We start from the raw sequence: 21,694 nt of genomic DNA on the forward strand, positions 1-21,694 counted from the left end.
AGCTAGGCTCCCAGACCGCCCGGAATCGCCGATCTCTTGGCGGGTGTTGTAGATTGACATCCACTGGCAGAATGTTCCAGTCTTTTGGGCCAGTTCCAAGTCTGCCGTGGGCGAATCAGAAGCCGAACGCCCTGCTTCGCCGAGAAGGACACATTGAGCGACTCTGTCGGGGATCTTGGGGTTCGAGGGACACCGCCATCGATCGCTCGGGACACTGTGGGAGTTGGGCTCGTCCCGCTTCTCTCTCCCGAGGTGGTCATTGTCCGTACGTCCTCGACCTGGTGCTGAGGTCCCGGAGCTCACCGTGCGTATGGCCCGTTCCAGCAACCCGCGTGGCACCACGGCGATGTGGGTCCGCGACCACCTCGACGGGCTATGGCGTGATGAGGACTTCGCCTCCTGGTACCCCCGTAATGGCCGTCCCGGTCTCTCGCCCGCTCAGCTGGCCACCGTGTGCGTGCTGCAGTTTCTGCTCAACCTTTCCGACCGGCAGGCCGCCGAAGCGGTGCGTTGCCGCATCGACTTCAAGTACGCCTTGGCCATGGAGCTGGACGACCCCGGCTTCCACCACAGCGTGCTGACGGACTTCCGCGACCGCCTGTGTGAGGACGACCGTGCCGATGAGCTTCTCTCCCTGGCCCTGGAACGGATACGGGCCGCCGGGCTGGTCACCGAGCGCGGCCGGCAGCGCACCGACTCGACCAAGGTCCTGGCCGCCGCCCGCGAGCTGACCCGCCTGGAACTGGTCCTCGAAGCGGTGCGCAGCCGCCCTGGAGGAAGCCGCCCGGTGCGCTCCAGCGGTCCTGGACGAGCTGGTGGACGCCGACTGGGCCAAGCGTTATGGCCGGCCGGTGCGTCTTGCCAGTCAGCCCAGCCACCCCGCCGCCCGTCTCAAACAGGCCGGTGCCGACGCCTATCGGTTCCTGGACCGACTCCCACCCACAGCACGCGGACCCCGCGTCGAGGCCCTGCGCCAGATCATCGTGCAGAACTTCCTCATCGACACCCGCGGCTGCCTTCGCCCTCGTGCTGACAAAGACGGACAGCCCCGCGGAGCACTCAGGATCGTCTCGCCCTACGACATCGAAGCTCGCCGGGCAATCCGGGGCGACACCCGGTGGAGCGGCTATCTGGTCCACGTCACAGAGACCTGCGACAGCGACGACAGCGTCCATCTGATCACGGATGTGGCCACCACCGGCCCGACCAGGGACAGCCAGGCTCTGCCCGGCATCCACAAACGACTCCACGCCCGCCGGCTGCTGCCCGCCGAGCACCTCGTCGACGGCGGCTACACCTCCGCAGCCCTGCTGGACCGCTCCGCTCGAGACCACCAGATCCAGCTCTTCGGCCCGGTCAAGGCATCCGGATCCTGGCAGGAGAAGCAGCAGACCGGCTTCACCCGGGAAGCCTTCAGCATCGACTTCGACCGCCGCCGCGTCACCTGCCCGAACGGAGAAACCAGCGAGCGATGGTTCGAACCACCTGCCATGGCTCCCTACACAGTCGTCCGCTTCGCAGCCCGCCAGTGCGACCCCTGCCCCGACCGTTCCCTCTGCGCGAAGGGCACCTCAGCACGCACAGTGAACTTCCTCCCCCGCCACCTGCACGAACTCCAGGCCCGCAACCGCACCGACCAGCACAATCCCCAGTGGCAACGCCGCTGCGCAGCCCGATCTGGCGTCGAGGGCACCATCTGTGAATTCGTCAACGGACACCGTGCACGCCGCGGCCGCTACCACGGCGTTGCCAAGACCCACGTGCAGCACGTCCTGACCGCCATCGCCATCAACCTCGAACGCCTCGCGACCCACGCGCCTCCAGCCACCGAACACCCGCGATCACTCACAGCATTTCAGCTCTACCTCGACGCACGGGGCCTGACCTGGGAAAGCTGGTGGCGGCAAGGCAAATGACCACGAACGTCCAAGATCCCCGACAGAGTCGCTCATTGAGCGTTTTCAGCTTCGCCACTCCAGGGTGACGCCGCGGCCCTCGCTTGAGCCTGGAAGCTCCTCGGCTGGGCCCGCCGGGCACGGTGGGTTGTCTGTGAAAAGTCGCGGGCGGTCACTTCGCTGAGGGGCCGGTCCTGCGCTTCGGGGCGGAAGGTGATTGTGGGGAGGGATGGAACGCATGCTCGAAGTACCATCCCTGCAAGGTTCTCCGGCCGGTACTTCCCAACCTCCGCAGTGGCGTAGTTGGACGGAGACATCCCTGTAGAGAGGACAGAGGGCATAGGGCGATGAGTGTGGCTGAGAGTTGGTCGCGTGTGATGAGCCTTCTTCGAGAGCACGCGCCGGCCGATCACGCGGATCTGCCGGGGCCCGCTACGGAGCAGACGCTCGCGGCAGCCTAGGAACGGATGGGGATCTCCCTTCATGGGGACCTGCGGACGTGGCTGTTGCAGAACAATCTGGATCTGCCGGAGGAAGACGTCGACGACGACGTGATGTGCTGCGGCCTCGACGGGTTCCCCGACGAGGGAAGCTTCTTTCTGGGCATCCGGGCGATGGAGAGGCTCTACGCGAATCACCCCTTGTCCGGTGGGAGCGAATGGCGCGAGGAGTGGATCCCGTTCCAGTCGGACCGGGACGGCTGGATGGGACAGTTCATCGACGCGAGGGACGGACGTATCGGCAGATGGTTCGTGGGTGCGCCCACGGTCACCGGCGAGTACGCGTCACTGGCTCACTACTTCGACTCCGTGGCGGAGATGCTGACGACGATCGGCGCGGGGGACTATCCGGTCTGTTCCGTTGCCGAAGGGCGACTTGTCTGGTCGTGAGACGGTTCCCAACTGGATGACGGCCATTGCCAATCCGTCCTCACCCTGGAACGGCAATGAGATGCATCAGCGTTGACGTTCCAGGGTGAGGACGGCTGCGGCGATGACGGTCATCCGGTTGGGGCTGCAGCGGGCCCGGCGCAGGATCTGCCAGGACTTGAGTCGCGCGATGCTTCGTTCGACCGGTGCTCGTGCCGCTGACAGGGCTCGGTTGATGGTCTGCTGGGTTGTGGTGAGGTCCTGGCCGGGAAGCCGTCCGATGGGCGTGGTCACCCAGGGGCCGGCCCCGATGTAGGCGCGGTCGGCGAGCACGGGAACGCCCTGGCGTTCGCAGATCCGGATGATGCGGTGGGTGCGGGCCGCGGTCAGGTCATGGGTGCGGCCGGGCAGCGCGGGTGAGATCCACAGCAGGTTGCCGGTGGGATCGGCCACGACCTGCACGTTCACGCCGTGACGGCGGTGCTTCTGGGAGAAGTCGGCCCGGCTGTCGCCGACCCGGTCGCACTCGGCGAGCGTCCCGTCGAGCAGGACGTGATCAGGATCCGTCTCGCGCAGGACCCGCAGCAGACCGGGTGCCCGGCGGGACAGGTGGTTGACGACGGCCGTGACGTAGGCGTGGGCGGTCCCGACGGATATGCCGAAGCCGGCGGCGATCTGCGCGAGCGTCTCGTGCCGACGCAGGTAGACCAGGCCGACGAGGGCGCGCTGGTGGGGCGGGAGCTTGCAGCGTCGGTCACCCTCACGGGTGACGATGAGCATCGATACCCACTCGACCAGAGCGTGCGGCAGGTCGAGTGCGGCAGGGCGGGGGACCAACGAGGTTCCTGTCTTGATGAGTTGAGATGTCAAGCACTTCTCTCAACGGCACGGGAACCTCGTGAGTTGCGGGACGCTGGCCCGTCACCCGATCAGTGGCCACTCTGAAAGAGCTCATTGATGCGGACTCCTGAGGGCGTGTGGGACCGGTCTATCCAACAGCTGCAGAGGCTGGGCGAGTTCTCGGCAGCAGCACACGGCCGGGCAACAGCGTCACGCGAGGCGCTCATATCCACCGAGGGCAACACGCAGGCCCGCCGGGACTCCATCAGCGCGTTCTCGGCACTCCGGACTTACAGCCAGGCCTGCGATGCGACCTACCTGCGAGCCTCTACCCGCCTTCTAGTACGTGCTGCATCGGATCGACATCCACCGGCGCACCTTCCGCGAACATGGCACGTTGGCCCTTCGGCGCCGTCCTGGTGGGTCGCGATAGTCCGACGTCCCAGTGCCGTCTGGCGAAGCATCCCCAAGACCGCACCGGAATTCGAGTTGGGGCTTCCGTTGGGTCACCCAGCTGTCGCTGCCGTTACCTTCCGGGCAGAGCAACTCCGTGCAAGCCGTCTGGCCAAGCACGTACGACGCTCGTCGAACGTGTACGAGAGCACGAGGCTAGTCGGACCGGACGGCCACCGAGGACCCGCCGGCATTCGCATCTGTCCCGGCAAGGAGGAGAAAACCCGCCAGCTACATACGGACCGGCTTCAGGTTTGGAATCGTGCCCGTGCCTACGGCGACGCGGCCCAGGTCTTGCTAGGCGAATGGCGCAAGGCCAGCGCGACATAACTGCGCTGCAAGCTCAGGTAGCGCGCAGGACTCCACGGGCTGCGTCTTGACTGCGTGTTCCGCACCTACTCCGTGCGAGCCAGTATCGCCAAGGTACGTAGAAGTCCCTTTGTATCCATCAGGTTTGGGAAGACGCAGTCGGCTCCCGCGTCCTGCAACTGGTCGGTGCTGGTGGTGCCGGAGGCGATGGAGATCACCCGCGCTCCGCCTTCCAGGCCGGTCCGTACATCTTCCAGCGAGTCTCCGATGATGACGGTGTTCTCGCGGTCGAAGCGGGTTCGGTGGAGCGCCTGCGCCCGGTCCTGGGCTATGCGCACAAGGGCGGGCCGGTGGGCGTTGTCAGATGCGTAACCACCAATGGCGGTGTCGACGTAGCTGATAAGGCCCAGGGCGCTGAGCTTCACCTCGGCGCTGCCTTGGAGGTTGCCGGTGACGACCGTCGGTACGAAGCGTTCGTCGCCCTGGATGGCGGCCAAGGCCTCGGTGGCGCCTGGCAGGACCACCCCGTCCGTGGCAATCAGGTCGCGGTAGGCCCGGAGTCGCTTGGGCAGCTGCTCCACGATCTGGTTGGCCAACGATTCGATGTCGGGTGGTGGAACGTCGTTCGCGGCGAGGAGTTCGCGTACCGCAAGGGGCATGGTGACACCGGTGCCGCGCGCAGGGAGCGCGGTTGGTGGGCGGCCGACGACGTCGGTGAAGGTCTCCCGGTAGACCCGCCGGTCAATATCGCCGGTGTAGAGGAGTGTGCGGTCGATATCCCATAGGACCAGGATCACGCCGCGCGCTCCTGCATGACGGTATGACCTCGTTCTAGGAGTTCCCTCGCCGGGGCTGTGCTGCTGTAGCGGCGCGCCTCGGCGAGCATGGTGGCCAGGTTCTCGTCCAGACGAGCGGACTGGACTCCGGACACCATGGATAGAACCTCGTGGCCGGCAGCGCATCCGCCGTCCGCGTCGCCGGCACGCATCTGTGCCGTGGCCGAGCGCGAGAGGAATTGCGCGCGGGTGCGGAGTTCGTCGGCCCCGAGGGCACCGCGGGCCTGGGCGAAGACTTCGGCGGCCTGTGCCGGCCGTCCGAGATCGAGGTAGCAGCTGCCGGTCTGGCCCTGGATCTCGCCGGGGTTAATCCAGTAGAGCCAGTGCGGATCGTCCTCGCCCCGTCCTCGGGCTGACAGCTCTTGGGCCTCGGCCAAGGACGCGAGTGCTAGACGGTCCTCTTGCAGACGGGCGTGTCCACGGGCCTGTCGCGTCAGGAGCATGGCGTGGAGTGCAGGTGCGTCCTGGTCGACGATGATCTGGCGCGCCGTACGGGCGGCGGTGACCGCGTCTCGCGGGTCTCCAGCGGAGTAGCTGTGGATGGCGATGAAACTGAGTGCGCCAGCCCGGAGACGGCTGTCCCCAGAGGTGTGCGCTGCTCGGAGGGCACCGAGGAGCAGGTTCTGTGCGGCGGAATGAGCGCCGCTGTCGAAGAGGTACCAGCCGGTCTGGATGGCAGTGTCCGCTGCTACTGCGGCAAGGCGGCGGCCGGTGGCTTCGTTGTAGACCCCTTCCTTGAGGAGCCGTAGACAGACCTTGAGATGCGTGGCGGCCGTCCGTGCGAGGTTGCCGCTGCCGTGGTTGGCGTCGGCCTGGCGCAGGGCATCCGTCGTGGTCTGAAGCGAGGAGAGGAGGGGGTCTGACACACGAATTCCTTCGCGTCCCGTGGCTGCCATCGCCTCCTGCGGGGCGATGGCAGTTTGCAGGACGTAGGACGTGAGGCCGGCCCCTCCCAGGGCGGCGATCACGCCTCGACGGGTCAACCCGTTCATGGCACCTCCGACTGCAGCATCAAGTGCCGTCACCATACGAGCAGAGGTCCACGGCAGCACCGGGTCAATGGCGGCCGCCTCACTCTCCGCTTCGGCTTGCGCGAAGGGGGCCAGCAGCAATGGGCGGAGGTCAGCCGGAAGGCCGAGACCGGATACGAGGGCGATGATCGTCTCGCGTCCCTCGACTTGCTTGTGCCCATTCTCGAGCTCGGAGATGAACCCCTGCGTGAGCCCGGTGAGCTCCCGCACAGCCTTTTGGGAGACCCCTGACCGGCGGCGCACGTGGCGGAGAAGTGAAGCGAAGTCCCAGGTCGAGAGGGACCTGTAGACCTCTTCGTCACGCCAGGCGCGGTCTGGGATGCCCAGGGCAATGCTTGCGCGGGAGCACGGCGCGCAGCGCGAGTCAGGGTTGTACTGGCTCAACGGCTGACCGCACTGGCTGCACACGCGTCTTGGCATGGCCACGTCACCACCCGTCGGCAATCTCGCGTCCAACTACTGCTGCTCCACAGGTTATGTGCAGATCCATATCGCCACAGCGATATCGCCACGGCGGTGCTACGGGTAGTCCCCGCGCTCCAGACTCAGTCACCGCGGACGCCGTCCAGGACTCTGCCGAGCACGCTTTGGATTCTGTTCACCCATGCAGGGAGGTCGCGTGAACGCACAGTGTCTGTCGGAGGCGACCTCTGTGACCGGACGCCCCGAAAGCGGCTGTTCGTACTTACGCCGCGATGTCGGAGCGCAGTTGGGTCAGGGCTTCGTGCGCGGCTTCCGAAACGCTGGGCAGGATGTCCCCGGCTGCGCGGACGACGCGTTGGAGCTGATGAGGGAGACGCTGGGCCTGGGCCTCATGGACGGCGGCCCCAAGCAGTTCGGCTGCTCCGGCTTCGTCCCCGGCCAGGAGTCGGACGCGTCCAGTGGTGACGAGTTCGATGACGCGCCACTGAGGTGCGACGGCGACACTCGCCGTAGGTGCGGCAGCTTCAGCGAGCCGTATGGCGTCGCGTGGCCGGCCGGTGGAGATCAGACCCCGAAGCCGGATCTCGAACAGAGCGCTCGGGTTGACGAGACTGGTGTGGTCCACCGTGTCGAGGAGTTGCTGCGCCTCACGGATGGCGTGGTCGAAGAGGGTGCCGTTGCCGATGGCGCCCGCGGCACGAGCGAGGAGCGGCAGCACGGCCGCCCGTTCGGGGAGCGCCGGAGCGATAGCGGCAGCATGGGTGAGGCGGTCGACGGCGGCACCGGTCAAGCCCGCCTTGCGGAGCTCGTTGCCGTGCATCCGCAGGGCGGTGGACGTCAGCGAAGGGTCGTCGAACACCTCGACGACGTCCAGGCTCTTGGCCGTCCAGTGGGCAGCAGTGGCCAGGCGTTCCTCGGGGAGCACGTTGCCCAGGGCTGTGCCCAGACTGAGTCGGGCCTGCGCAAGCAGGCGCAGGGCTTCCCGCTCGGTGCTCCCGTCCCGGGCTCTTGCCTCCAGCCGTGCGACCAGCGGCCACAGTTCGGAGACGGCCTCGGCCGCATGTCCGGACTGACGGGCGATCTCGGCGAGGCGGACGGTGGACTGGCCGAACTGCAGCATCGCGCGGTGGTCCGCGTCCGCGGCGTCGGTGACGCCGAGGACATGCGCGGGCAGGGAGAGGCGCTCGGCGACGTGGCGCAGGCTGCCAATGTCGTTGAGACGGCGTTTTCCCAGTTCAAGGGCGGAGACGTACGTCTTGTCGTAGCCCAGGAGTTCACCGGTCTGGGTCTGGCTGTCGCCATGGACACGCCGGTGGTACTTGAGGATCGCAGACAGGTTGCGGGTGGCAAGGATGGCTTGGGCTTCGGGGGTTGCCCAATGCCAGGAGACGAGCCGGGGCGATCGGCGCGGTGGCTTCCCGGCCTTCGGTGGGGTGTCCATGACGTGTTACCTCTGAGGGTGTTCGTACCAGGCCGCGATCGAGTGCTTGTAGCCGGCGGGCATGTTCAGGGTGTCGACTTCGTCGCGGTGGAAGAGGCCGATCTCCTTGTGCTCGTGGCTCAAGATCGGTTCGCGGTCGGGGGTCCGGACGGTGCAGCCGTAGGTGACGATGAGGACGCGGCGGCCGGGGATCGGCTCGTAGATCCAGGTGCCGCCGGCCAGCTCGTCGCCGGCCGTGACCGCCCAGCCGGTCTCTTCGATGATCTCGCGTTCCAGAGCCCTGGCGGGGCTCTCGTCGGCAGGTGCCGAACCGCCTCCTACGGGTCCGATCTCCAGGCGCCCGCCGGGCAGCTCCCACTCGGACCGTTCGTTCTTGAGCAGCAGCACCCGGTCCTTCGAGTCGAGGGCAACGCCCTTGACGGATACGGGCCACAGCGAGGGCATGTACATCGTCCGTCCCTGAGTGGTGGTGGCCGAGGTGGCCTTCGGAACGTAGCACCCGGCCTCCGGCAGTGGCTCAGGTTGCCGGGTATGTCCGAGTCGACAGTCTGTCGCTTTACGCGCCCCGCCTCCGGTCCGGACCCTCGTTTCACCGCCCACCACGTGAGGAGCACGTTGATGCCAACACTCGGCCTGTTCGAGACCCACCCCACGACGGGAAAGCTGCCGAAGCAGCCCCGTGGCATAACGGCTCAGCTGCAGGCCCAGGGACTGGCGACCGTCGAGGGCCTGCGCACCCGTACTGCCGTACTCGCCTTCGCCCAGGCCGTGATGCGGGTGGAGGCGCACCGGGACAGCGACTCGGACGGGCTCACCACGATCCAGGACATCGGGCGCCGCTCCCTGCAGCCTGGATTCGGGGGGCTGGGCAATGGTGAACTCCTTCCCCACACGGAACGCTCCAGCGAGCCGTGCCCTCCCCGGCTGATGCTCCTGGTCTGCCAGCGCCCCGCGGCCAGAGGCGGCGAGGTACTCCTGTCCGACGGCCAGGCCGTCCACGACTACCTCGCCGATCATTTTCCGGCCGCCCTGGAGGCCTTTGCCCTCCCGAACACCGCCTTCTACGGCGACGGTGGCGGCCACCCGTCCCAGGTCTTCACCCAGCATCCCGGCCGAAGAGCCGCCATCCGGCTGCGCCAGGACTCGCTGGCTGCGTTCAGCCCCCTCGTCAGCGGATACCTCCCCCAGCTCCGAGAGGCCATCGGCGCGGTACAGCAACGTCTCATGCTCGAAGCGGGCCAGGGATACCTGATCGACAACTCACGGTGGCTCCATGCGCGTACCGCCTTCGGCGGAGACCGGATCTGCCTGCGCGCCCTGGGAAGCCCCCGCTTCCCGATGCTGCCCGGCTTCCCCCGAACAGCCTTGCGGCCGGAGGCCGCAGCGCCGACAGCGGACGGAAGTGCGGCGCCGTGACACCGTTGCAGGGCCCACACCGATCCCTCATCAGCAAGAGGATCGGTAGCCACCCACACGTCTACCAGGAGTGTTCCCGCACCCCAAGCGGCCTTCTGTCCGCGGAGCCGAGGGGCGGGGCAGCCAGCATGCCCTCACAAAGGGCGGTCGGTGTGGTTGTCCCAGTAGTGCGCAAGCATCTCGCCAGGCCAGGCTGGAACGGTCACGAGGCCACGCGGGCCCATCTGCGGGAAGTAGGGCGCGAGGTCGAGCACCGGTGTGCCGTCGACAGCGTCGAGGTCGGTGACGTGCAGGTCCAAGCCGTCGACGCCCAGCAGGCGGGGGAACGACAAGGCCATCTGCGCTGGCCGTCGATGGTTGCGATGGACGAAGGTCCCGGTCGCGGGCCAGCGCGGGTTCCCCCGGGGGCTGCGGGCGTGCAGCTCCACATCACTGGGCGAAGCGTGGGTGAAGGGCCACGTGACCGTCAGGTGCGAGAACGCTTCGATCCCTTGCAGGACTTCTTCGGGAAAGTCCGCGTTGAGCCGGATGATGGCCTTGGTGCCGCCCTGGTAGTCGTCCAGGGGTGTGGCGTGGCCGCCGATCACGGTGGCGACGGGCGTGTAGGTGAAGGTCTGCTCGGACACGAGGTCCCCCTGATCGGTCCGGCCGGAGCGCGGCTCCTGCGGCTTGGCACCCTGATGGCCCGCTCAGACTACGTGGGCGAGGAAATCGCGGGCCCGCTGGTCGAGATCGGCGGCGGCGCTTCCGCCCCTGCCCTTGATCGGGGACAGGGAGCGGCGCATCTGGACCACGGTGTCGCGGGTACGGCCGGAGCGGATGCCGGCCATGGCATCCAGAGCCCGGTTCCAGGTTTCGCAGGCGGCGTCGAGGTGACCCTGTCCGGCCTGGACCTGCCCGAGGTATCCGAGAGTGACCGCGTGTGTTCTCGCGTAGGGGAGGGCGCGGGTGCGGACGCTTTGCCGGAAGGCGACTTCGGCGCCTTTGAGGTCGCCGAGGTCCCGAAGGGTGCAGGCGCTCTCATGGGCCAGGGACGCCTCCGAGAAGAAGCTGACTCGGGCGGGTTCTTCCACGCCGGGATCCGCGGCGGCCAAGTTGGTGCTCGCGCGGGTCAGGGCTGCGAGCGCTTCCCTTTTCTGACCGCTGATTGCCAGGGCCCGCGCGTGGACCACGCCCAGCAGGGCGCGCTCGCGGGGGGTGGCGAGTTTGTAGCGGCGCTCGGCCATGGATCCCTCGGCGAGTTCCAGCGCCCGGCGGGGATGGTGAAGGTCGACGGCCTGGTGGGCTGCGGCGCGAAGGATGTGTCCGGCCAGGGCGGGTTCGTCAGCTTCGGCGGCAAGGCGCAGCGCGACGCCGAACTGTTTCTGCGCTACTGCGTGTTCGCTGGTGTCGAAGCTGGTCCATCCGGCGAGGTAGACAAGCTCGGCGGCCGCAGTGAACAGGTCGCGGCGTACTTCCTCAGAGGGAAAGCGGCTGGCGAGGTAGGCCGCGACGTCCGTGCGCAGGTAGGCCGCGAGGGCGGTGCGTCCGGCGCCGCCGCCGAGGCGTTGGTCCTGGCCGGAGTAGAAGCGTCCCGCATCCTGTATGGCGGCTACGTGGCCGGCGGTGACCATCAGGCGGGTTCGGGGTGTCCGGGTGCGGGCGCTGTCGCGGGTCCGCTCCCACCAGGCGGGCGGGGGCAGGGCTGCTCCGGCCGCCGAGTACGCGGTGGAGGAGAGCGCGGTGCGCCGGTTCATCGTCATGCTGTCCCCGAAGTCTGCCAGTGCGGTGGCCGTGTCGATGTCCCAGGCCAGCCGGGCGTCGTCGGATCCGGCGGGCGGGGCGAGCCCGATGTGCGCCGGGGTGACGACGCGTCCGAGACGGCGCGAGAGCGTCTCGCACAAGATAGACGCCGCTCGAGGCTCGGGCCTTGTGCCGCCGACCCACATCGCGACGTGTGGCTGCCGCACGGCGGCAAGGTCGCTGGCTCCGGCCTCGACTGCAACCCGGGTGACGGAGGCGGCCAACTGCGACTGCGACCATCCGGATTCCGAGATCACCGAGGCCAGCAGCGTGTTCCGTTCACGGGCCATGGTGCGCTCCTTCTCCCCGGAGTGATCTTTGATGGGTTTGATGGGGTTGCCCGGCGGAGGGGTCTGCCCGAAGCGCCCGGTGCACGGTTTGCTTTCTGCAACCACCGTAAGACCCAACTCCCCTTTGGGCGCTGGAATCCGGACACCTTCAGCCACCAGGGTGCATGCCGCGAACCGCGGCCCGTCCGCCGTCCGTTTCCCCGTGAGGAGCCGTGATGACACCGCTTCAGGTCCCTCGATGGCCGCCGGTCAGCCGGGACGTCGCTGGCCTTGTGTCCGCGTACGGCGACGTGTTGGCCTGGCCCCTGATCGTGGGGAGCGGCATCGTCTCCGCGCACCGCGCGGTCTCGCTACTGCGGGAGTCCCCCGGCCTAGATGTGCACACGACATGCTCCGCCTTCGATGCGGTGATCGTGCCCGCCGCCCTGGGCTCGGACCTCCTCGTACTCGTTGATCGCCGCGGCCAGAGCCTTCCCGCCATTCCCTCGCTCGCGTACGGAAGCGGCGAGAAGGTGCTGCTCGTCGCGCCGGGAACTGCTGCCTCGCTGGTCGGGGTGGCAGGTGTTCGGGTGGAATCCGGTCCGGGTGGCCGCATAGCCCTCCCGCCTTCCGGTGGATCGCGGTGGGACACCTGGCCCTGGACACTCACCGAGCCGAGGCCCGTCGCGATGAGCGACGGCATCGACCTCATGCCGCTCCTTCGAACGGCCATGGCCACCGCACTCGCCGGCTAGCTGGTTCATTCGCCGCCCGTGCGGGCCCGAACAGTCCCCGTCCGCTTCTGCGAGGAGTCGTCGTGTCCGTCTCCACCCTTGCACGTCCGAGTCCACCGGAGGACGTCCTCGTCCTCATCATGAACGGCCTAAAGGGCGCCCGGGACCTGACCGCCTTGTCGGAGGCCGCCCGTACATGGGACGCACTTGACCTGGTCGCGGGGCCTTCGACTCCTACCGCCCACGAGGTTCCAGTGCTCATCGCGGAGCTCCAAGAGGTTCTGCGCAGGCTCGTCGGCTGCGCACAGCGGCTGCTGGCAATCCACCTGAAGGCGGTGGAGGCGGGGCAGGCGGGGCAGGCGGAGGAGACCGCGATGGACGACGCCCTCCTGCGCGCCCAACGACTGATCCGCGACCCCGAGGCAGCCCGAACCCCACTGGGCTACCTGCGCCTCCTCGCCGCCTCCGCAGAAACGATCTTCGATCTCGCCGGCGACACCCCCTAGCTACCGCCCACCAGACCCTGTCGTGCCCCTTCGACGCCAAGGACTTCTCATGTGCCAGCACAACCCCCGCTGCCCGGACGCCGACTCCCCGGACCGGGACCAGGCCCAGCTCGTGGCCCAGGCCGTCTCCCAGGGGTGGGGTGTCCGGTGCAACGGATTGTTGATCTTCGACGACACCGGTGCCCTGCTGCCGGACGGGCAGATCATCGCCCCCCACCGCCCGCTCCCCACCCTGGCCGGTGCCGCATGACCGCCCCGACCACCACCGGCACGGCCCCCATGGCCGCAGTCGCGCAGCAACTGACGGAGATGGGGCGCGCTGAGCGCCGCGCTCAGCTGGTCGCCTGGAATATCCCTTCGAACCATCGGAAGAAGGAGCTGCACCAAGTCCGGCAGACAAATACCGGCCGCCTCAAGGAGATCGTGTCCGCTCACGGGTGGCCGACGGCCGGGGTGGTGGGCGACGAGGCCGCCGTCTACGCCGTCCGGATCCTGCTGGCCGGTCAGGAGACGGCCTTCCTGCTCCAGTGCCGCAACTTGATGAAGCCGGCCGTCGACAGCGGCGAGCTCCCGGAGCAGCTCTTCGCCCACGTCGTCGACGCCTGCGCGGTCGCGATGTCCGTGCCCCAGACCTACGGGACCCAGGTCAACCCCCGCACCCTGCGCCCGTACCAGATCAGGGACGTCGCAGTCGCAGAGCGCCTGCGGGCCGACATCGGACTTGTGCCCCTGGCCAAGCAGACCGCCGACTACCTCGCACGCGGCGCGGGACCTGACGCAGCAGGACGGGGCCGACCGTGAGCAGCACCGACCTCGCTCGTCCGGCCAGCAGGTCTGGTGGACGCCGAGAGCGTGTCTCCAAGGACTCCCCGGCCCGGCTGAGGCGTCTAGCAGTGGCCGTCCTCGCGTTACGCCGCCACCTGCGCAGCACCCCGGCGGCGGGGCTGCGCGGGGCGTCGAGGGCGCAGACGGCCCGGGTTCTCGGCTCCCGCCTCGGTCTATCGGAATCGCTGGCCGCGGCCGCACTCGGCGTCCTCGAACAGCGCGGTGACCTTGCCTTCGGCGGGCGTTCGCTGGTCGTCGTTCCCCCGGGGGAGCCGCACCCCGACGATCTGGACATCACCATCCTGATCCAGGAGACCGCCTTGGCCTACCGCCCCGGGCAGGTCATGCCCCACGGACTGATCGCCCTGGACGCTGGGGTCGAGACGGCGCAAGTGCGACGCGCAGCACGCCCGTTGATCTGGTCCGGTCTCCTTCAGTACCGGCCGCGCGGCCCCCACGGGCCCGGCCTCTACCTCCGCGAGCGCCCCGCGCCCCACCACTCCCCCGTCCCGGAAGAAGTCCCGTGTGCACGATGACCCTCCCCGCGGTCTACAGCCCCCGTGTTCCGGTTCCGTTGCCCGCCACAACCAGCTTTACTCAACCCCTTGCGCCCCCCGGCGGTGGTGCCACGCCCGAGGGTTTGAGCTTCGACATCCGCCGGGCCCTGGATCTGGCGCACCGGGGTGCTCTGATGATCGAGACGCATGCCGCCGGGTACGCGGCGTGGATCCGCTCGGCGGTGTCCCTCTGGATGCCCCTAGCCCTCGAAAGGGCCGAGGCCGCCGCCGGATCGACCAGCGACACCTGCCGATGGGCCGGCCTCACCACCGCTGCCAACCAGACCCAGGCCGACCTGACCACGGTGGTGCAGATCCGTGCGGCCGCCCGTGCCGTTCACGCCCTGCTCAGTGCCCTGCAGAACAGCACCCCGCCCTGCCCGCCGGTCGCGGAGATCGCCGTACGGATCGCCTCGCACGTCGCGAGCCGCCGGTACGCGCCGGGGATGCTGCTGAGCAGGGAGGCGACGGCCCGTGACCTCGGTGTGCCCGCCGATCTGGTGCCGCTGGCCTTTGCGGACCTTTCAGCAGCGGGCGTGCTGACCTTCTCTCATCACCGAACCATGGTCTGCGGGTCCCGTGACGAGCGGCCCGGCCGGGCTCGCCACCTCGCCGACCGGCTGCTCGACCAGATGGCGTTCGGGCTCTACCCGCCCGAATCCAGCCTTCCGGGCGCCGCGGAGCTCGGCGACTACACCGTCTCCGACGTGAAGCTGGTCACCGAGGCCCTGTGGCTCCTGGAGCACGACGGGTGGATTGCCCGGAGACGGGGTCGGCCCGCCCTGGTCCTGCCCTCGGCTCATCTGCTCGCCCGGCCCGAGTACCTCTCGGAGCTCCCTCCTGCCCAGGGCGGGAGGTGTCCCGCGCCAGAGGTGCTCCGCCTCGCGATGCGCGAAGCCCACAACGCATGGCGCCACCGCCGCTTCTTGCCTCCCGAGGAAGTCACAGCACGGTGCGAGGGCCTGCGGGAGATGGCCGTCGAGCTGCTGGCGGACCGCACCGAGGACACTGTCGGGCCTCCGGACCGTGGCCGGCACGCCGTGCTCCTCCTCCAGGAGGCGGTCCATGCGCCGCTCCCGGACACAAGCCTGCTTGGGATGTGGCACACCGCCCGGCTGGCTGCTGCCCTCCGCGTCTTCCTGACCTTCACTCGCGACTGAAGACCCGCCCCGGACCGCCCGGTGTACCGGCGGCCCTGACCAGAAAGGAATCGACCGCTCATGTCCGAACACGTACCGCCGTCCGCGGGCACCGCCATGTGCTCCTCGGCTGCCGCCGCGACTGACGCGGTGGACCCCGAAGCGGCGGGTGGGCCCTACGCAGGCCGCTCTGCAGTCCGGTTCACGAATGCCGAGTTAAACGTCATTCGCTTGATCAGCGAAGGCCGGACGATCCCCGACGCCGCCAAGATCCTCAACATCAAGCGTCAGGCGGCCTCCCTCCACCTGGCCAACGCCTATGGGCGGGCTTTCGGCACGTGCATGGGCTCCGGCTCCGCCACGGTTCGCACCCAGCTCCTCACGCTGCTGGACTACGCCTTCACGGTGCGAGCGCTGGTTCCGCCGCCTGCGGGCCGTCTGGCCCTGGGCGAGCTCCCACGGCTGATCCTGCCGCTCGTCGTGGCCGGCGTCCCGACCGGTGCGCATGCGGAATGCCTGGGCAGGACCCCCGCGGATGTGGCCGCGGCGACCAAGCGGCTACGCGAGGAAGCTGGCCTCGGACCTCACGAGTACTGGAACCGCGCCGTCGGGTCGGGCCACGCCAACGGCCTCCTGGCTCCCATCACCAGCACGGCCATCGCCCGCGAGCCGGCCGACACACGCCGGCGACCGGCGTCACCAGCCAGCCCCTGTGCGCGCGAGCCCTGCTGGCGTAGACGCCCGGCCCACATGACCATTCCGCCCGCCTGACCACCGACTCACCCCTCATGGCCGTGCCGCAGCCTCAAGGAAGGACTCCCTCTCGTGCACATCGAGGTACCACCCCCGGACGGACCTGGCGCTGTGACGCCGCAGAGCGCCGTCGCCGATCCTCTGCCAGTCACGGGCTCCGCCCTGTCCGGGTCGGGGGCGAGTGACGCGCAGTGGCGCATCGGCAAGGCCTTCAGGTTCGAAGCCACCCGACGGGTCGGCGACCGACACGACGGACGGTCGTTCACGGCCGAGGCCGTGCTCTCCTCCAGCACCCTGAGCACGGAGGGCTTCGTCGTCGACTTCGGCGAACTCGCTCCGCTGCGCCAGTACATCGCGGCCGCCTTCGACCACCGGCTCCTCAACGAGCAGGTGCCCGACGTAAGCAACAAGGGGCTGGCCCTGCACCTGGCGGACTGGGCACGCCTTCATCTTCCCGCCGCGGCAGCAGCAGCGCTGGTGGAGGTGCGGGTGCGTACCGGCCGGCCGATCCCTCCCGCGTTCGCCGCCTCAGCCGCCTTCGACGCGACGCACCGTCTGGAGGGGCTGGCCGCCGAGCACCAGTGCTCCCGTCTGCACGGGCACTCGTATCTCGTCACGATCCCGGCCGAGGGAGCCGCATACCCGCGGCCCGCGAACATGCCCAGGATCCTGGCTCACCACGTCACCGGCTCGTTCCACGGCCAGGTCCTCAACGACGTGCTGCAGGTCAACCCGACCTGCGAGCACCTGGCCGAGTACTTCGCCCGCTGGCTGGAGGACCGGACCATCACCCCCGGCAACGGCCGGACCATGCGGGTCCGTGTCTCCGAGACCGAGAGCAGTTGGGCCGAATTCGAAGGAGCCCTTCGATGACCAGCATCACGGCCCTCCAACTCCCGCTTGTGCGCCGCGCCGAGGCCCTGGTCCTGTGCGAGGTCTTCGGACCTACGCTGCAGGGCGAAGGCCCCTCGGCCGGGCAGCGCGCGATGTTCGTCCGGCTCGCTGACTGCAACCTGGCCTGCAACACCTGCGACACAAAGTACTCGTGGGACTGGAAGAACTACGTTCGCGGCGAAGAGACCAGGGTCGTCCCGGTCGACGGCGTGGTGCAGCAGGTCCTCGAACACGACGTGCAGCTCCTCATCGTGACCGGAGGGGAGCCGCTTCTTCAGCAGGAGCAGCTCGCCCGGCTGGCCGCCGCGGTCACGGCGGCCGGGCGCCGGGTGGAGATCGAGACGAACGGAACGATCGCGCCCTCTCCCGAACTGGACCCGTACATCAGCCTGTACGTGGTCTCCCCGAAGCTCGCGCATATGGGCATGTCCACGGACCGGCGGATCAGGCCCGAGGTCCTCGCTGCGTTCCAGGCGAGTGGCAAGGCCGTCTTCAAGTTTGTCCTCGACGGTCCCCAGGACGCGGCCGAGCTCGCGGCGCTGCAGGAAGAGCACGGCCTGGCCCCGGTGTGGGTCATGCCGCAGGCCACCTCAGCGGAATCCGTGCTCGCCGGGATGCGGGAGCTCGCCGACGTCGCCATCGAGCGCGGCTGGAACCTGAGCAGCCGCCTGCACTGCCTGCTGTGGGGGGATGAACGTGGCCGTTGACCTGCCCGTCACGTGCATGGATTGGGCCGACATCGAGGGCCAGGTCCGCAGGATCGCCGACGGAGTCGAGCGCGACGGTCTGCCCCAGGCCATCGTCACCGTATTACGGGGCGGGGGCACGCCGGCGGTGTGGCTCTCCCATCTCCTCGGTGTGCGCGACTTCCGCGCGATCACCGTCACCCACACCCTCGACGACTCCCCCCACGCTCCCAAGGGTGCGCAGCCCGCGGCCCTGGACGTGGCCGGCCTCGGGGACCTGTCCGGCCTGGATGTCCTGCTCGTCGATGACGTCGCGGGCAGTGGGGACACCCTGGCCGCCGCCGTGCGGCTGGTCACTGAGGCCGGGGCAAACCGAGTACGGAGCGCGGTGTGCGTCGTCAACGAGGACAACTGGACGGGCGGCCTGCCGCCGGCGGCCGTCGTGACCTACATCGGGACGCTGATCCGCGGCTGGGTCGTCTTCCCCTGGGAGGGAAAGTAATGAACGCTGTCCGAACACCTGGCCCGGCCGCAATGACGGCCCCTGTTCCTCCACCCCGCCGAGCGGAGACTGCCAAGGCGACGTGGGTGAGTGTCGAAGGCATCAACGGTGTCGGCAAGACCGACGCCGTTGTGGGCACCGCCGCCGCGCTGGGGCCGCGGTGTCTGCGTCTGGACGAGGTGACCGACAAGGCCGGCGACACCCTGCCCGGACAGGTGGTCGCCGCGCTCAGCGCGGACGGTGACGTCTTCCTGCGCACCGGGCACCCCGTCGCCGAGACTCTGGCCCTGCTCGCACTGAAGGTCCGTGAGTTCGAGCAGCTGACCGCTGGCGACCTCGCCGGGGTGGACGTCGTCTTGGAGGACCGGGGCGTGGACACCACGGCCGTGTACCAGGCCGTGATCCTGGCAGCCCAATACCCAGGCACCGACATGCTGGCGCTCGCGGAGCGCATCTTGACGACGACGGCCCGGTGGCGGCCTCTCCCAGATGCGACCATCCTGCTGACCGGCGACCGGCGCCTGTGCACCGCCCGGTTCGCGGCACGGGCGGAGCGCGTGTTCTCCGCCTTGGACCAGCAGATGTTCGCTCACGCGGAGGCCCTCTACCTCGATCTCGCGGGCGCCCACCCGGAGCGGTTCACCATCCTGGACGTGACCGGGTACAGCCGCGAGGAGACCGCCCAGGCGCTGACGCAGACCGTCCAGAACCTGCTCCGTACGCGGGAGGCCGTCCATGCGCCGTGACGTCACCCTCCTCTGGGCCTTGCGCTCCCGGTGCGCGCTGGCCTGCACGTACTGCTACTTCGGCACCGTCGAAGAGCACAGGGTCAGCCCGCCCAACCAGCTCGGTGTCCTGTCGCACATCTCGCGCAACGACCTGAGCGCAAGCGCGCTGATGGACTTCGCCCGGACGCTGGACGGCTCGCCGGTCGGGCGGGTCGTCATCGCGGGCGGCGAACCGCTGGACTGGCCCGGCGCCCTCGACCTGATCCAGGTGATCAAGGAGGCGGGTTGCGAGGTCGTCATCGCGACCAACGGGATCCCACTCACCCGCCCCGGCGTCGCCGAACGCCTCGTCGAGCTGAAGGTCGACGGGGTGTCGGTGTCCCTGGACAGCGCAGACCCGGACACCAACGACCTGCGCAGGCCCTCACGCTCCGGTAAGACCGGCCACCGCGATGTCGTGGCCGGCATCCGGGCCCTGCTCCAGGCCCGAGACGCCGGGCCCGCACCGCGGGTCGGCCTCTACACGGTGGTGATGCGCCCGGCCCCGCACGAGATCACGGACATGGCCCGCTTCGGCGCCGAACTCGGCATCGACTACTACGTGCCCCAGCCGATCTCGCTGGCCCCCGACCACAAGCTGTTCAACGAGCTCGCCCACACCAGCGACGACGTGCCCGCCGTCGCACGGGAACTGGCCCAGCTCCACGCGGAACCCCAAGGCCTGGCTGTGCCCGATGCCTCCTCGCTGCTGCGGTTCGCCGCCGCGATCTCCACACAGGACAGCGGACGGGTGCGGGACTGCTTCGGCGGTGCGCGACTGTTCTTCGCCCAGCCGGACGGGTCGCTGTGGGACTGCCCCTCCGACCGGCGGATCGACGCCACCCCGCCCGAGCGGCACCGCACCATCTCGGGTGGTGACGCCCGTGTTCTCTTCGCCGACCGGCCGGCCTGCACCGACTGCTCCCTGTTCAGCCGGGACTGCGTGAACATGTGGCCTCTCGTTCTGGACATGCCCCGTCTGCTGACCTCGGAGGCGGCATCGTGACACTGTTGCCGCTGCCCGACAGCCTCACACCGCTGCTCCGGGAAACCACGATCGCGCTGTCCGCGATGCCCGACCCGGTCGGCGCGGCCCGTGCTGGCGCGTACGAGGAGGAACTCGCCGAGACATTCGCCGCCGCTCACGCCGTGGCCGTGTCCTCCGGAACGGCGGCCGTGCACACGGCGCTGGCCGCTCTCGGGATCGGTCCCGGTGACGAGGTCCTCGTACCGGCACTGACCGTGATCATGACGGTGTCGCCGATCGTCGCCCTGGGCGCGCGGCCCGTCTTCGTGGACAGCGACCCGGACACCCTGGACATCGACTACGAGGACGCCGCCCGCAAGACCACGGCCCGGACGAAGGCAGTCATCGCCGTGCACCTGTGGGGGCGGATGGGCGACCCCGCCCGGCTGCGGATGTTCGCGCTCGGTCACGACCTGGCCGTGATCGAGGATGCCGCGCAGGCGGTCGGGAGCTCCCGCGACGGCTACCGGGCCGGCACCGTCGGAAGCGCGGGCTGCTTCAGCACCAAGGACGGCAAAGTCCTGTGGAGCGGTGAGGGCGGCTTCATCCTCACCGGCGACGGCACGCTCGCCGAGCACGCCCGTGCGTATCGCGGGCACTGGCTGCAGCCCCCGCCGGGCAGCCGGCCCCAGGCCCAACTGGCCACCAACGCCCGCCTCGCCGAGCCCCTGGCCGCGATCGGCCTGGCCAACCTGCGCAGGCTTCCCGCCCTGCTGGAGCGGCGCCGTGCGCAGGCCGAGCGACTGGTGCGGTTCCTGGACGGCGCCCCTGGCCTCCGCGTCCTGCAGCCCGCGCGCGGGGAGCAGTGGAACCACTACGCGCCGCTCCTCCACCTGAACCTGCCGCAGCCGCGGGCATTCGCCGAGCACCTCGCCGAGCAGGGGGTGCCGTCCTCCACCGGCAGCTTCCGTCTCGTGCCCTGCGACACCCGTCCCGCGTTCACCGTGAGGGACCACCCGCCGTGCCCGGGTGCCGCCCTCATCCTCGACCGGACGCTCGCGGTCGTCCTGGACCAAGGGGACGACGAGGCCGTGATCGACCGGTACGCCGCGATCATCACCAAGGAGGCCGCCACGTGGGAGCCCTGAGCGACGATCCCGCCCTGCGGGAGATGACCTTCGTCGTCATCGACTTCGAGGGAACCACGCTCGCCGGGCACCCCCCGCAGCCGATCGAAGTGGCCGCCCTCGCCCTCACCTACACGGGCGCCGGCCGCTGGAGGGAGAACTGGGCGTACGAGTCGCTGATGAAACCGCCCCCGTTCGCCCCGCTCACCGCGCTCGACACCCGGCAGACCGGCATCACCGAAGCAATGCTCGCCGACGCACCCGACCCCGCCGAGGCCATGGCCAGGCTCGACGAATGCCTGAGGTGGGGGCCGTACGTGCTGGTAGCCCATCACGCCAGCACCGAGGGCAACCTGATCTACCACCGCCGAGCCGACTGCCCAGTGCTGGCCGCCACCGGCCTCCTCGACACGATCCCCCTCGCCAAGCAGCTCCTGCCGGACATGGAGAACTACCGGCTCGACACGCTCCTGTGCCACTACGAGATCCCCCGACCTCCGGACCGCCATCGGGCCATGGCCGACGTCAAGGTCACCGCGGACGTCTTCGGCCGCCTGATCGCCCAGGCGGACACGACCGGAGCCCTTAACAGTCTGCACACGCTCATGGCCATGGCCGGGCGCCGCGCGAAGGCCAACGAGCCCGTCCAGAACGGCCTGTTCTGATCCGTCCG

General features: G+C 69.1%; 24 protein-coding genes and 1 pseudogene. 18 read left to right on the forward strand and 7 right to left on the reverse strand.

Annotation, left to right across the window (positions count from 1 at the left end; genetic code table 11):
- Positions 1-346 precede the first annotated feature (346 nt).
- The 3 genes and pseudogenes from AB0M76_RS18055 to AB0M76_RS18065 all read left to right on the forward strand — a co-directional run.
- Positions 347-571, forward strand: a pseudogene (locus tag AB0M76_RS18055) (transposase); the annotation flags it as partial.
- Between the two features lie 244 nt (positions 572-815).
- A complete protein-coding gene (locus AB0M76_RS18060) occupies positions 816-1,916 on the forward strand; it encodes a transposase (RefSeq protein WP_365953746.1) in 1,101 nt (366 codons plus the stop codon).
- A 446-nt stretch (positions 1,917-2,362) separates the two neighbouring features.
- Positions 2,363-2,785 (forward strand): SMI1/KNR4 family protein, encoded by a 423-nt coding sequence (locus AB0M76_RS18065; protein WP_365953747.1) that lies wholly within the window; start codon positions 2,363-2,365, stop codon positions 2,783-2,785.
- Positions 2,786-2,851: 66 nt separating this feature from the next.
- Here the strand turns inward: AB0M76_RS18065 and AB0M76_RS18070 are convergent, their stop codons facing one another.
- The 5 genes from AB0M76_RS18070 to AB0M76_RS18090 all read right to left on the reverse strand — a co-directional run bounded on the left by AB0M76_RS18070 (position 2,852) and on the right by AB0M76_RS18090 (position 8,547).
- Entirely contained in the window at positions 2,852-3,601 is a 750-nt protein-coding gene (locus tag AB0M76_RS18070; protein WP_365953748.1) for a transposase family protein, read from the reverse strand.
- 851 nt (positions 3,602-4,452) lie between these two features.
- The gene (locus tag AB0M76_RS18075; protein ID WP_365953749.1) at positions 4,453-5,163 is read right to left on the reverse strand and encodes an HAD hydrolase-like protein; all 711 of its coding nucleotides are present in this window, start codon (positions 5,161-5,163) and stop codon (positions 4,453-4,455) included.
- On the reverse strand, positions 5,160-6,617 hold the full coding sequence (locus tag AB0M76_RS18080; protein ID WP_365953750.1) for a helix-turn-helix transcriptional regulator: 1,458 nt from the start codon (positions 6,615-6,617) through the stop codon (positions 5,160-5,162). The genes AB0M76_RS18075 and AB0M76_RS18080 overlap by 4 nt, the downstream gene beginning before the upstream one ends.
- A gap of 301 nt (positions 6,618-6,918) precedes the next feature.
- Complete coding sequence (locus AB0M76_RS18085) at positions 6,919-8,097, reverse strand: helix-turn-helix transcriptional regulator (RefSeq protein ID WP_365953751.1); 1,179 nt, start codon at positions 8,095-8,097, stop codon at positions 6,919-6,921.
- A 6-nt stretch (positions 8,098-8,103) separates the two neighbouring features.
- Positions 8,104-8,547, reverse strand: a complete 444-nt coding sequence (locus tag AB0M76_RS18090; protein WP_365953752.1) for an NUDIX domain-containing protein — start codon at positions 8,545-8,547, stop codon at positions 8,104-8,106.
- A 168-nt stretch (positions 8,548-8,715) separates the two neighbouring features.
- On the opposite strand from AB0M76_RS18090, the gene AB0M76_RS18095 reads away from it, so the two are divergent.
- Entirely contained in the window at positions 8,716-9,513 is a 798-nt protein-coding gene (locus tag AB0M76_RS18095; protein WP_365953753.1) for a TauD/TfdA family dioxygenase, read from the forward strand.
- Between the two features lie 134 nt (positions 9,514-9,647).
- Here AB0M76_RS18095 and AB0M76_RS18100 read toward each other — a convergent pair whose 3' ends face one another.
- Together AB0M76_RS18100 and AB0M76_RS18105 are read right to left on the reverse strand one after the other, a co-directional pair.
- Positions 9,648-10,139 (reverse strand): TrmO family methyltransferase, encoded by a 492-nt coding sequence (locus tag AB0M76_RS18100; protein ID WP_365953754.1) that lies wholly within the window; start codon positions 10,137-10,139, stop codon positions 9,648-9,650.
- A gap of 63 nt (positions 10,140-10,202) precedes the next feature.
- Positions 10,203-11,585, reverse strand: a complete 1,383-nt coding sequence (locus AB0M76_RS18105; RefSeq protein WP_365953755.1) for a Tat pathway signal protein — start codon at positions 11,583-11,585, stop codon at positions 10,203-10,205.
- A 215-nt stretch (positions 11,586-11,800) separates the two neighbouring features.
- Between AB0M76_RS18105 and AB0M76_RS18110 the strand changes: the two genes are divergently transcribed.
- The 14 genes from AB0M76_RS18110 (at position 11,801) to AB0M76_RS18175 (ending at position 21,686) form a co-directional block, all read left to right on the forward strand.
- Positions 11,801-12,319 carry a hypothetical protein gene (locus tag AB0M76_RS18110; protein WP_365953756.1) on the forward strand — a complete coding sequence of 173 codons (519 nt, stop codon included), beginning with the start codon at positions 11,801-11,803 and terminating at the stop codon, positions 12,317-12,319.
- A gap of 62 nt (positions 12,320-12,381) precedes the next feature.
- Complete coding sequence (locus tag AB0M76_RS18115; protein ID WP_365953757.1) at positions 12,382-12,804, forward strand: hypothetical protein; 423 nt, start codon at positions 12,382-12,384, stop codon at positions 12,802-12,804.
- A 49-nt stretch (positions 12,805-12,853) separates the two neighbouring features.
- Positions 12,854-13,054, forward strand: a complete 201-nt coding sequence (locus AB0M76_RS18120) for a DUF5999 family protein (protein ID WP_365953758.1) — start codon at positions 12,854-12,856, stop codon at positions 13,052-13,054.
- On the forward strand, positions 13,051-13,605 hold the full coding sequence (locus AB0M76_RS18125) for a DUF6624 domain-containing protein (protein WP_365953759.1): 555 nt from the start codon (positions 13,051-13,053) through the stop codon (positions 13,603-13,605). Before AB0M76_RS18120 ends, AB0M76_RS18125 begins: the two co-directional genes overlap by 4 nt.
- Positions 13,602-14,165, forward strand: coding sequence for a hypothetical protein (locus tag AB0M76_RS18130; protein WP_365953760.1), 564 nt, complete (start codon positions 13,602-13,604; stop codon positions 14,163-14,165). Before AB0M76_RS18125 ends, AB0M76_RS18130 begins: the two co-directional genes overlap by 4 nt.
- 104 nt (positions 14,166-14,269) lie before the next feature.
- Positions 14,270-15,346, forward strand: a complete 1,077-nt coding sequence (locus tag AB0M76_RS18135) for a hypothetical protein (protein ID WP_365953761.1) — start codon at positions 14,270-14,272, stop codon at positions 15,344-15,346.
- Between the two features lie 60 nt (positions 15,347-15,406).
- Positions 15,407-16,096, forward strand: coding sequence for a hypothetical protein (locus AB0M76_RS18140; protein WP_365953762.1), 690 nt, complete (start codon positions 15,407-15,409; stop codon positions 16,094-16,096).
- 93 nt (positions 16,097-16,189) lie between these two features.
- The gene (locus tag AB0M76_RS18145; RefSeq protein WP_365953763.1) at positions 16,190-16,951 is read left to right on the forward strand and encodes a 6-carboxytetrahydropterin synthase; all 762 of its coding nucleotides are present in this window, start codon (positions 16,190-16,192) and stop codon (positions 16,949-16,951) included.
- Entirely contained in the window at positions 16,948-17,679 is a 732-nt protein-coding gene (locus tag AB0M76_RS18150) for a 7-carboxy-7-deazaguanine synthase QueE (RefSeq protein ID WP_365953764.1), read from the forward strand. The genes AB0M76_RS18145 and AB0M76_RS18150 overlap by 4 nt, the downstream gene beginning before the upstream one ends.
- Positions 17,663-18,160: a phosphoribosyltransferase family protein gene (locus tag AB0M76_RS18155; RefSeq protein ID WP_365953765.1), complete on the forward strand. Its 498-nt coding sequence runs from the start codon at positions 17,663-17,665 to the stop codon at positions 18,158-18,160. The genes AB0M76_RS18150 and AB0M76_RS18155 overlap by 17 nt, the downstream gene beginning before the upstream one ends.
- An 86-nt stretch (positions 18,161-18,246) precedes the next feature.
- Positions 18,247-18,906: a thymidylate kinase gene (locus tag AB0M76_RS18160; RefSeq protein ID WP_365953766.1), complete on the forward strand. Its 660-nt coding sequence runs from the start codon at positions 18,247-18,249 to the stop codon at positions 18,904-18,906.
- Positions 18,896-19,933: a radical SAM protein gene (locus tag AB0M76_RS18165; RefSeq protein ID WP_365953767.1), complete on the forward strand. Its 1,038-nt coding sequence runs from the start codon at positions 18,896-18,898 to the stop codon at positions 19,931-19,933. Before AB0M76_RS18160 ends, AB0M76_RS18165 begins: the two co-directional genes overlap by 11 nt.
- Positions 19,930-21,042, forward strand: coding sequence for an aminotransferase class I/II-fold pyridoxal phosphate-dependent enzyme (locus tag AB0M76_RS18170; RefSeq protein ID WP_365953768.1), 1,113 nt, complete (start codon positions 19,930-19,932; stop codon positions 21,040-21,042). Before AB0M76_RS18165 ends, AB0M76_RS18170 begins: the two co-directional genes overlap by 4 nt.
- Positions 21,030-21,686 (forward strand): 3'-5' exonuclease, encoded by a 657-nt coding sequence (locus AB0M76_RS18175; RefSeq protein ID WP_365953769.1) that lies wholly within the window; start codon positions 21,030-21,032, stop codon positions 21,684-21,686. Before AB0M76_RS18170 ends, AB0M76_RS18175 begins: the two co-directional genes overlap by 13 nt.
- Positions 21,687-21,694: the final 8 nt, after the last annotated feature.

The sequence above is a fragment of the Streptomyces sp. NPDC051364 genome (assembly GCF_040682115.1).
Classification (GTDB): domain Bacteria; phylum Actinomycetota; class Actinomycetes; order Streptomycetales; family Streptomycetaceae; genus Streptomyces.